Here is a 10,738-nt window from a genome sequence, read left to right on the forward strand (position 1 = left end):
GCTGACGCCAATCCTCGGCTTTGCGCTGTGCCTGCTGGCCTGCATCGGGCTGGCGTTCGATCCGGAGCAGCGCATTGCGCTCTACTGCGGCCTGCCGTTCGTCGCCCTGTGCTACCTCACCTATTTCCTGACCCGGCGCGCCGGGCAAAAAACCGCTTTGGGAGAACAACATGTCGGTTAATAACCCCGTCGCCCGCCTGCTGGCCGAACACCCCACGCTGATCCTGGACGGCGCGCTGGCCACCGAGCTGGAAGCGCGCGGCTGCGATCTGACCGATCCGCTGTGGTCGGCCAAGGTGCTGATTGAAAATCCCGAGCTTATCTATCAGGTGCATCTCGATTATTTCAACGCCGGCGCCCACTGCGCCATCACCGCCAGCTATCAGGCCACGCCGCAGGGCTTCTTGCGCCGCGGCCTGGATCAGGAGCAATCGCTGGCGCTGATCGCCAAAAGCGTGCAGCTGGCGCAACGCGCGCGCCGCGATTATCTGGCCGCGCACCCGCAGGCCGCGCCGCTGCTGATCGCCGGTTCGGTGGGCCCGTACGGCGCCTATCTGGCCGACGGCTCGGAATACCGCGGCGACTACCGGCTGGCGCAGGATGACATGATCGCCTTCCACCGCCCGCGCCTCGCCGCGCTGGCCGCCGCCGGCGTCGATCTGCTGGCCTGCGAAACGCTGCCGTCGTTCGCCGAACTGCAGGCGCTGCTGACGCTGCTGCAGGAATTCCCGACGCTCGGCGCCTGGTTCGCCTTCACCCTGCGCGACAGCCAACATCTCAGCGACGGCACGCCGCTGACGGAGGTCCTGTCCGCGCTGCGCGGCAACCCGCAGGTGCTGGCCATCGGCATCAACTGCATCGCGCTGGACAAGGTCGCCCCGGCGCTGCGCCAGCTGGGCGCGCTGGCCGACAAACCGCTGCTGGTCTACCCGAACTCCGGCGAGCACTACGATGCGGTGAGCAAAACCTGGCACGCCTGCGGCGGTGAGCACGGCAGCCTGGCCGATCAGGCAACGGAGTGGCGCACGCTCGGCGCGCAATTGATCGGCGGCTGTTGCCGCACCACCCCGCAGGATATCCGCGCCATCGCCGCACGCTGCAAGGCATAAAAAAAGCCCCCGGCGCCAACGGCGCAGGGGGCCAGTCATTCAACCTGGGCTTACAGCGGTTCGGTCTGGGCTTCCACCACCGCCAGCGCCACCATGTTGACGATGCGGCGCACCGAGGCGATCGGCGTCAGGATGTGCACCGGCTTGGCGACCCCCATCAGCACCGGCCCGACGGTCACCCCTTCCGAACAGGAGACGCGCAGCAGGTTGTAGCTGATGCGCGCCGCTTCCATGTTCGGCATGATCAGCAGGTTGGCCGAGCCTTTCAGCGGGCTGTCCGGCATCAGATCGTGACGGATGCTTTCCACCAATGCGGCGTCACCGTGCATTTCGCCGTCGATCTCCAGCTCCGGCGCCAGCTCGTTCACCAGCTCCAGCGTTTTGCGCATCTTGCGCGCCGCCGGGCAGTCGGAAGAGCCGAAGCTGGAATGAGACAGCAGCGCCACCTTCGGTTCGATACCAAAGCGGCGCACGGTTTCCGCCGCCATCAGGGTGATCTCCGCCAGCTGTTCCGGCGTCGGATCGTCGTTGACGTAGGTGTCGGCGATAAAGGTGTTGCCGCTCGGCAGCAGCAGCGCGTTCATCGCGCCGGCGACGTGCGCGCCTTCACGGAAGCCGAACACGTTCTTCACCACGTCGTAATGCTCGTGATAGCTGCCGATGGTGCCGCAGATCATCGCATCCGCTTCGCCGCGATGCAGCATGATAGCGGCGATCAGCGTCGGGTTGCCGATCACCGCACGGCGCGCCTGTTCCTGCGAGACGCCGCGACGCTTCATGATCTGGTAGTACTCGCCCCAGTATTCGTTAAAGCGCGGATCCGACTCGTTGTTTACCACTTCGAAATCTTTGCCCGGCGTCAGCTGCAGGCCCAGCTTTTTCAGGCGCATCTCGATCACGCTCGGGCGGCCGACCAGGATCGGGAAGGCCAGCCCCTGCGACACCAGCTCCTGCGTGGCGTGCAGTACGCGCTCTTCCTCGCCTTCCGCCAGCACCACCCGCTTCACCTCTTTGCGCGCCTGCGAGAAGATCGGCTTCATGAACAGGTTGGTTTTGTAGACGAACTCCGCCAGCTTCTCGACGTAGGCGTCGAAGTCTTCGATCGGGCGCGTCGCCACGCCGGACTCCATCGCCGCCTTGGCTACCGCCGGCGCGATCTTGACGATCAGGCGCGGATCGAACGGTTTCGGAATGATGTATTCCGGACCGAAGGAGAGATCCTGGTCGTCATAGGCGGAAGCCACCACGTCGCTCTGCTCCGCCAGCGCCAGATCGGCGATGGCATGCACGCAGGCCAGCTTCATCTCTTCGTTGATGGTGGTAGCGCCCACGTCCAGCGCGCCGCGGAAAATGAACGGGAAGCACAGGACGTTGTTCACCTGGTTCGGGTAATCGGAGCGGCCGGTGCAGATGATGGCGTCCGGGCGCACCGCTTTGGCCAGCGGCGGTAAAATTTCCGGTTCCGGGTTGGCCAGCGCCATGATCAGCGGATCGCGCGCCATGGTTTTCACCATATCCTGCGTCAGAACGCCCGGGCCGGAGCAGCCGAGGAAGATGTCGGCATTCGGGATGGCGTCGCCCAGCGTGCGCTGGCCGTTATCCTCGATGGCGTAGGCGGCTTTGGTCTGCTCCATATTGGCGTCGCGGCCTTTATAGATGACGCCCTTGGAGTCGCAAACGGTGATGTTCTGTTGCCGCAGCCCCAGCGCCACCAGCAGGTTCAGGCAGGCGATGGAGGCCGCGCCGGCGCCGGACACCACCAGGCGTACGTCGGAGATATTCTTCTTCACCACGCGCAGGCCGTTGAGCACCGCCGCAGTGGTGATGATCGCCGTGCCGTGCTGGTCGTCGTGGAACACCGGGATCTTCATGCGCTCACGCAGTTTCTGTTCGATGTAGAAACACTCCGGCGCCTTAATGTCTTCCAGGTTGATGCCGCCGAAGGTCGGTTCCAGCGCGGCGATAATGTCGATTAACTTGTCAGGGTTATGCTCATCCACTTCGATATCAAACACATCAATACCGGAAAACTTCTTGAACAAAACGCCCTTGCCTTCCATCACCGGCTTACCGGCCAACGCGCCGATATTGCCCAGACCCAGTACCGCCGTGCCGTTGGAAATCACCGCCACCAGGTTGCCGCGCGCGGTGTATTTGTAGGCTGCCAACGGATCTTCGGCGATCTCGAGGCAAGGCGCGGCGACGCCCGGCGAATAGGCCAGCGCCAGATCGCGCTGGGTCGCCAACGGTTTGGTGGGGGAAACCTGGATCTTCCCTGGGATAGGAAACTGATGGAAATCAAGGGCACTCTGTTTGAGCTGTTCGTCCATTATGGATTCCTTTGTTTTTTGCTTTTATGTTGAGGTAAGGCTTTGAGGCTGCGCCCTGCCGTGGGCCGTGGCGCCCAAGTACAATGACAGGGCGCAGCCTTGAAGTATAGTGAGAGAAACATCACAAACTTTGAAGCGGGCCATAACCTTGGCCGAAAGACCGTTTTAAAAGTAAAAAAAAGAAGGTCTGTGGAACGCGCACAGAAACGCCGCCGTCAGTGTGGCGGCAGCGTGGCGCGCCAGGCGTTGAGCGTCTCCACCTGGCCGGCGCAAATGTGTAACGAGGTTTGTAACGCCAGGGTATAGCTTACCGCGTCGCCCCAGGTCTCCCCTTGCAGCTGCGGTTGCTCACAAGGAGCAAACACCGACTCAGGGGGCAACAGCGGCACGGCCGGCGGCCGGGCGCAGGAGCTCAAGCACAGCGCCAGGCAGAGGCTGAGCAGCGCAGGGATCGTTTTTAATCGCTTCACGGTATTTCCTCTGATAAGCCTCGTGTTGTTGGCGCAGCTGCCGTTCCTGCCGCTGCTGCGCCGCCATCAGCGCACGGTTTTGCGCATCCTGAGTCTGCAGGGTGGCGATTAGCCCGGCCTGCTGCGCCAGGCTTTTCTGCAGCTCTGCCGCCTGTTGCCGCGCAGACGCCAACTGGTGCGACAGCAGCGAGCTGTAGCCACCCAGGCAGATAGCCGCCAGCAACAGCAGCAGCAAGCCGCCCTGCATCAGTTTTTGCAGCCAACCGCTCATGCCGGATAGTCCCGGAAAGGCAGTTGGAAGTGCGGGCCATCCTTGAGGGTTTTCCACTCGCCGCCCCATTCAACGTTGATGCCGCATTCACGCGCCGCGCGCCGCACCGCCACCGCAATCTGCGCGTAGTAATCCCACTCCCAGGAGACCACGCCCGCCGGCATCGCCACCACGTCCACCGCGTGGCCGGTCAGATGGCGGCTGCGTAATGTCTGGCTGCTGCCGGCGCGCACCATTTCCCGCTGGCGCGCCATGCTGCGCAGCCCCTCACTGACGGAGAACGGCACCAGCGAATAGCGCAGCGCCAAACGAATAACGCGCACCAGATCCGGGTGTACGCCGCGCAGGTTCTCTTCGCTGCGGGCGGTAAAACGAATATCTTCGATGTCATTTAACATTTTTAAACCCCGTTTTTTTGCCAATGAATTTCTTAATTAAGGCGTTAATGTAATCCGCCCCCATAAAGCCAATCAGTACGCTGGCTAAATTCGCCCACTTTAATTCCAGACCCATCAGCGCCAGCGCATCGCGCACCGTCCAGGCCAATAACGCGCACATCGCCGCATTCAATAAACGCCGCCGAATACCCACGTTGCGATAGGCGCCGTGCAATAACGCCATTACGCCGGCCAAAATGGCGTTTAATACCGGCTGAAGATATTCACATACTCGCTGGACTATTAAGCCAACAGCGTCAGGCTCTATGCTGGACATAGCTCATCTCCTTTTTTATTTTTAATTAAATGCCAATCACGGCCGGTGGGACATCGGATAATCAGAATCTAGTTAAGGATGCTATGACAAAGCAAATGAATAAATACAGACCCTATGGTCAAATTCATTCATGCTGAGCGCTGGCACAACGCATAACCGCCAATGTGTACGGCAGTGAATAAAAATTCATTGTTATCGTGATTTATTTCGACTTTTGTTTTCACCAAAAATAAACATTAATGGCTGCGGGAAATAGTTCCCCATCATAAAAACATCCACTCTGGAGAAATATCATGTCCACACGCAAAGCCGTTATTGGGTATTATTTTATTCCAACCAACCAAATCAATAATTACACCGAGTCCGATACGTCCGTCGTGCCGTTCCCGGTTTCCAACATCACGCCGGCCAAAGCCAAACAGCTGACGCACATCAACTTCTCGTTCCTGGACATCAACAGCAATCTGGAATGCGCCTGGGATCCGGCCACCAACGACGCCAAGGCGCGTGATGTGGTCAATCGCCTGACCGCGCTCAAAGCGCACAACCCCAGCCTGCGCATCATGTTCTCCATCGGCGGCTGGTACTACTCCAACGATCTGGGCGTGTCGCACGCCAACTACGTCAACGCGGTGAAAACCCCGGCGTCGCGCACCAAGTTTGCCCAATCCTGCGTGCGCATCATGAAGGATTACGGCTTCGACGGCGTGGACATCGACTGGGAGTACCCGCAGGCCTCAGAAGTGGAGGGTTTCATCGCCGCGCTGCAAGAGATCCGCACCCTGCTGAATCAGCAAACCGTCGCCGACGGCCGCCAGGCGCTGCCGTATCAGTTGACCATCGCCGGCGCCGGCGGCGCCTTCTTCCTGTCGCGCTATTACAGCAAGCTGGCGCAGATCGTCGCGCCGCTCGATTACATCAACCTGATGACCTACGATCTGGCCGGCCCCTGGGAGAAGATCACCAACCACCAGGCGGCGCTGTTCGGCGACGCGGCCGGGCCGACCTTCTACAACGCGCTGCGCGAAGCCAATCTGGGCTGGAGCTGGGAAGAGCTGACCCGCGCCTTCCCCAGCCCGTTCAGCCTGACGGTCGACGCCGCGGTGCAGCAACACCTGATGATGGAAGGCGTGCCGAGCGCCAAGATCGTGATGGGCGTCCCCTTCTACGGCCGCGCCTTCAAAGGCGTCAGCGGCAGCAACGGCGGCCAGTACAGCAGCCACAGCACGCCGGGCGAAGATCCGTATCCGAGCACTGACTACTGGCTGGTGGGCTGCGAAGAGTGCGTGCGCGACAAAGATCCGCGCATCGCCTCCTATCGCCAGCTGGAGCAGATGCTGCAGGGCAACTACGGCTATCAGCGGTTGTGGAACGACAAGACCAAAACCCCTTACCTGTATCATGCGCAGAACGGGCTGTTCGTCACCTATGACGATGCCGAAAGCTTCAAATACAAAGCGAAGTACATCAAGCAGCAGCAGCTGGGCGGCGTGATGTTCTGGCATCTGGGGCAAGACAACCGCAACGGCGATCTGCTGGCCGCGCTGGATCGCTATTTCAACGCCGCGGACTACGACGACAGCCAGCTGGATATGGGCACCGGCCTGCGCTACACCGGCGTCGGCCCCGGCAACCTGCCGATCATGACGGCACCGGCCTACGTGCCGGGCACCATTTACGCGCAGGGCGCGCTGGTGTCCTATCAGGGTTACGTCTGGCAGACCAAGTGGGGCTATATCACCTCGGCGCCCGGCTCCGACAGCGCCTGGCTGAAGGTAGGCCGCGTGGCGTAAGCCATAAAAAAACCCCGTAGCCGAACGCTGCGGGGTTTTCATTGAGTTAACCGTTTGATTTTCGCGTCCCTTCGTCTCTATTCCTTCAGTTATGGCACCATGGATAACCGCCATCCCGCACCACTTCGCGGCCCATCAGGCTGTAGACATCGCTTTTGCGCGTCAGCCGCTCATGCCACCAGCTAAACCCGGCGCCCTTGCTGGCCGGATGCCACGCCAGCCAAATCATTTCGTCGCCCTTTTGCATCTCCACCGGCACCGTCACCAGTTCGCCGCTGGCCAATTCCTTTTCGATCAGCGCAGGCGGCAGAAAAGCGTGGCCGATGCCGCGTTTGAGCAGCGCCAGGTTGCTTTCCACATCGCACACCACCAGCTGGCGCTGCAGAGGCAGCGTGCCGTGATTGCGTTTTGGCAGCTCATGGCTGCTGTCGGCGATCACCACCACGATGTCGTTCAAGCGCTGCTTCTTGCACACCGGCTTTCTCTGCGCCGCGAAAGGGTGCGAAGGCGACACACACAGCACGAAGTTGAGCTTGCCGAGCATCAGGGTTTTGGCCTGTACGCTGTCGGGAATTTGGCCGATGGCGATGATCAGGTCCGCCCGGTTGTTCTTCAGCGCATCCCAGGTGCCGTTCAACGCTTCCCGCTGCACCGAGATATTGGCGTTCGGGCAATGCTGAATATAGTCGCGGATATCCTGCGTCAGGGTCTCCAGCGGGAAGAAGGTGTCCACCGCCAGGCGGATATTATTGTCCAGCTTGGGGATGTTTCTTACCCGACTTTCCAAATCCTGCACCGCATTTAATATCCAGCTGCCCTCCTGCAGGAGAAATTCCCCTTCATCCGTCAGGGTAATCATGGGGCCATTGCGATGAAAAAGTTTCACGCAGAGTTTGCTTTCAATATTGGAAACCCGATAAGAGATCGCCGAAGGCGTTTTATGCAGCGCCTCCGCCGCCATAGAGAAAGAGCCGGTGCTCTTGATGGTGCTGATTATTTTAATCGCGTCCAGGGATAATCTAGTCATACAAATTCCTCTTTAAAATAAAATAAGAAAAATGACACTAAATTCCCGAGGTGGTGGCGCACAAAAATCGATCAAGTCGAACAAGGGTACTCAAGGCAACAAGCAATATACTTCATAAATGAGAGCGCTATCTTAAATACTATTCATCACTACATGATATAAATTTCATCATAGCGCCGTGCTTTTACACTGTGACAGTTAAATAAATTCAGCCTAACGATCAAAGATCGTCATCATAATAATTTTCGTTAATAGCCGCTAAAACATTCCGCTCTGCTGCACAACCAGAATGATAAAAATAAAACAAGCCGACAAACAGGGTTATTTCTAATTGCGTTATTAGCCTCTCATTTTGTCGGTGAAATACGCTCAACTTACAACATAATTTCAGTCAGGAGTGACTTATGAACAAAACTTCCCGTACCCTGCTTTCTCTGGGCCTGCTGAGCGCGGCCATGTTCGGCGTTTCGCAACAGGCGAATGCCCACGGTTACGTCGAATCGCCGGCCAGCCGTGCCTATCAGTGCAAACTGCAGCTCAACACCCAGTGCGGCAGCGTGCAGTATGAACCGCAGAGCGTCGAAGGCCTGAAAGGCTTCCCGCAGGCCGGTCCGGCTGACGGCCATATCGCCAGCGCCGACAAGTCCACCTTCTTCGAACTGGATCAGCAAACGCCGACGCGCTGGAACAAGCTCAACCTGAAAACCGGCCCAAACTCCTTTACCTGGAAGCTGACCGCGCGTCACAGCACCACCAGCTGGCGCTATTTCATCACCAAACCGAACTGGGACGCTTCCCAGCCGCTGACCCGCGCCTCCTTTGACCTGACGCCGTTCTGCCAGTTCAACGACGGCGGCGCCATCCCAGCCGCACAGGTGACCCACCAGTGCAATATACCGGCAGACCGCAGCGGCTCGCACGTGATCCTTGCCGTGTGGGATATAGCCGACACCGCCAACGCCTTCTACCAGGCGATCGATGTCAACCTGAGCAAATAATCGGCCAAATGAGACGATCTTTGAGGGTTCAGCCTGGCGCTGAACCCTTCTTTTTTTGGCTCTTGCGCTACCGCCCCCTTCGCCTGCCACCGCCGCAAGCCGCGCCCCGCCTGGGTTTATTCGGCATTCATTGTTATTATCCATCGCAACAATCAGAAAAAGCGCATTTTCATTCCCGACCCGATGATGCAGTGTGTTCCCCCTATGATGAAAAAGGTTCTCATTTCCCTACGTTGAGCTTGGTCAAGGAGCTTATTAATGAATCAATTAGACGCACTCAAGCAGCTGACCACGGTGGTCGCCGACAGCGGCGATATCGAATCCATCCGCCAGTTCGAACCCCAGGACGCCACCACCAACCCTTCGCTGATCCTGAAAGCCGCCGCGCTGCCGCAGTACAAAGCGCTGATCGCCGAAGCGCTGGAATATGCCCGCCGCCAGGGTGGCAGCAAGGAAACCCAGCTGATCAACGCCAGCGATAAGCTGGCGGTCAATATCGGCGTCGAGATCCTCAAAAGCGTGCCGGGCCGCATCTCCACCGAAGTGGACGCCCGCCTGTCGTTCGATCGCGGCATGTGCGTCGCCAAAGCGCGCAAGCTGATCGCCATGTATCAGGAACAAGGCATCGACAAATCGCGCATCCTGATCAAACTGGCTTCCACCTGGGAAGGCATCAAAGCCGCCGAAGAGCTGGAAAAAGAAGGCATCAACACCAACCTGACGCTGCTGTTCTCCTTCGCCCAGGCCCGCGCCTGCGCCGAAGCCGGCGTGTATCTGATCTCGCCGTTCGTCGGCCGCATCTATGACTGGTACCAGGCCAAACAGCCTGCCGCCGACTACGATGCCGATCAGGATCCGGGCGTGAAGTCGGTGCGTACCATCTATGAATACTACAAGCGTCATCGTTACCAGACGGTGATCATGGGCGCCAGCTTCCGTAAGGTTGAGCAGATTTTGGCGCTGGCCGGCTGCGATCGCCTGACCATCGCACCAAACCTTTTGGAACAGCTGAAAAACAGCGACCAGCCGGTCGAGCGCAAGCTGACCCCGTCTACCGAGGGCTTCCATCAACCTGCCCCGCTGGCTGAAGCGGAGTTCCGCTGGCTGCACAACCAGGACGCCATGGCGGTGGAAAAACTCGCCGAAGGCATTCGCCTGTTCGCCGTCGACCAGCAGAAGCTGGAAGACATGTTGGTCGCTCAACTGTAACCGTACTGGAGTTTCGTTATGTCTTCTCGTAAAGAGCTTGCCAACGCCATCCGCGCACTCAGCATGGACGCCGTACAAAAAGCAAATTCCGGCCACCCGGGTGCTCCTATGGGCATGGCGGACATCGCCGAAGTCCTGTGGCGTGACTACCTCAACCACAACCCGACTAACCCGCACTGGGCTGACCGCGACCGTTTCGTGCTCTCCAACGGCCACGGCTCCATGTTGATTTACAGCCTCCTGCACCTCACCGGCTACGACCTGCCGATGCGCGAGCTGGAAAACTTCCGTCAGTTGCACTCCAAAACCCCAGGGCACCCGGAGTACGGCTACACCCCAGGCGTTGAAACCACCACCGGTCCGCTGGGCCAGGGCATCGCCAACGCCGTCGGCTTCGCCATCGCCGAACGCACCCTGGCGGCGCAGTTCAACCGCCCGGGCCACGATATCGTTGACCACCACACCTACGCCTTCATGGGCGACGGCTGCATGATGGAAGACATCTCGCACGAAGTCTGCTCTCTGGCCGGTACCCTCAAGCTCGGCAAGCTGACCGCTTTCTACGATGACAACGGCATCTCCATCGACGGCCACGTCGACGGCTGGTTCACCGACGACACCGCCCTGCGCTTCGAAGCCTACGGCTGGCACGTGGTGCGTAACGTCGACGGCCACAACCCGGACGCCATCAAGACCGCGATTGAAGAAGCCCGCAAGGTGACCGACAAGCCGTCGCTGCTGATGTGCAAGACCGTTATCGGCTTCGGTTCGCCGAACAAGGCCGGCACCCATGACGTGCACGGCGCCGCGCTGGGCG

General features: G+C 59.5%; 10 protein-coding genes and 2 pseudogenes. 6 read left to right on the forward strand and 6 right to left on the reverse strand.

Annotated elements, in window-relative coordinates:
- Positions 1–181 (forward strand): annotated as a pseudogene (locus ACJ8QI_RS14235) (S-methylmethionine permease); the annotation flags it as partial.
- Positions 171–1,109, forward strand: coding sequence for a homocysteine S-methyltransferase (mmuM, locus tag ACJ8QI_RS14240; protein WP_142110322.1), 939 nt, complete (start codon positions 171–173; stop codon positions 1,107–1,109). The pseudogene ACJ8QI_RS14235 and the gene mmuM, both read left to right, overlap by 11 nt.
- A 50-nt stretch (positions 1,110–1,159) precedes the next feature.
- Here the strand turns inward: mmuM and maeB are convergent, their stop codons facing one another.
- The 5 genes from maeB to ACJ8QI_RS14265 form a co-directional block, all read right to left on the reverse strand.
- The gene (gene maeB / locus ACJ8QI_RS14245; RefSeq protein WP_336842876.1) at positions 1,160–3,439 is read right to left on the reverse strand and encodes an NADP-dependent oxaloacetate-decarboxylating malate dehydrogenase; all 2,280 of its coding nucleotides are present in this window, start codon (positions 3,437–3,439) and stop codon (positions 1,160–1,162) included.
- 215 nt (positions 3,440–3,654) lie between these two features.
- Positions 3,655–3,804 carry an Rz1-like lysis system protein LysC gene (lysC, locus tag ACJ8QI_RS14250; protein ID WP_442532704.1) on the reverse strand — a complete coding sequence of 50 codons (150 nt, stop codon included), beginning with the start codon at positions 3,802–3,804 and terminating at the stop codon, positions 3,655–3,657.
- A gap of 4 nt (positions 3,805–3,808) precedes the next feature.
- Entirely contained in the window at positions 3,809–4,180 is a 372-nt protein-coding gene (locus tag ACJ8QI_RS14255; protein ID WP_442532705.1) for a hypothetical protein, read from the reverse strand.
- Positions 4,177–4,578, reverse strand: a complete 402-nt coding sequence (locus ACJ8QI_RS14260) for a M15 family metallopeptidase (RefSeq protein WP_019453868.1) — start codon at positions 4,576–4,578, stop codon at positions 4,177–4,179. The genes ACJ8QI_RS14255 and ACJ8QI_RS14260 overlap by 4 nt, the downstream gene beginning before the upstream one ends.
- A complete protein-coding gene (locus ACJ8QI_RS14265; protein ID WP_004936551.1) occupies positions 4,568–4,894 on the reverse strand; it encodes a phage holin, lambda family in 327 nt (108 codons plus the stop codon). Before ACJ8QI_RS14265 ends, ACJ8QI_RS14260 begins: the two co-directional genes overlap by 11 nt.
- A 293-nt stretch (positions 4,895–5,187) precedes the next feature.
- On the opposite strand from ACJ8QI_RS14265, the gene ACJ8QI_RS14270 reads away from it, so the two are divergent.
- Positions 5,188–6,687 carry a glycosyl hydrolase family 18 protein gene (locus tag ACJ8QI_RS14270; protein ID WP_060439255.1) on the forward strand — a complete coding sequence of 500 codons (1,500 nt, stop codon included), beginning with the start codon at positions 5,188–5,190 and terminating at the stop codon, positions 6,685–6,687.
- Between the two features lie 85 nt (positions 6,688–6,772).
- Here ACJ8QI_RS14270 and ACJ8QI_RS14275 read toward each other — a convergent pair whose 3' ends face one another.
- The gene (locus ACJ8QI_RS14275; protein ID WP_038881234.1) at positions 6,773–7,714 is read right to left on the reverse strand and encodes a LysR family transcriptional regulator; all 942 of its coding nucleotides are present in this window, start codon (positions 7,712–7,714) and stop codon (positions 6,773–6,775) included.
- Positions 7,715–8,118: 404 nt separating this feature from the next.
- Here ACJ8QI_RS14275 and ACJ8QI_RS14280 point away from each other — a divergent pair, with 404 nt between their 5' ends.
- The 3 genes and pseudogenes from ACJ8QI_RS14280 to ACJ8QI_RS14290 all read left to right on the forward strand — a co-directional run.
- Positions 8,119–8,712 (forward strand): lytic polysaccharide monooxygenase, encoded by a 594-nt coding sequence (locus ACJ8QI_RS14280; RefSeq protein WP_004936574.1) that lies wholly within the window; start codon positions 8,119–8,121, stop codon positions 8,710–8,712.
- A gap of 258 nt (positions 8,713–8,970) precedes the next feature.
- On the forward strand, positions 8,971–9,921 hold the full coding sequence (gene tal / locus ACJ8QI_RS14285; protein WP_142110331.1) for a transaldolase: 951 nt from the start codon (positions 8,971–8,973) through the stop codon (positions 9,919–9,921).
- An 18-nt stretch (positions 9,922–9,939) separates the two neighbouring features.
- A pseudogene (locus ACJ8QI_RS14290) lies at positions 9,940–10,738 on the forward strand (transketolase); the annotation flags it as partial.

This window comes from Serratia sp. CY84636, from assembly GCF_052166245.1.
Taxonomy (GTDB): Bacteria; Pseudomonadota; Gammaproteobacteria; order Enterobacterales; family Enterobacteriaceae; genus Serratia; species Serratia nevei.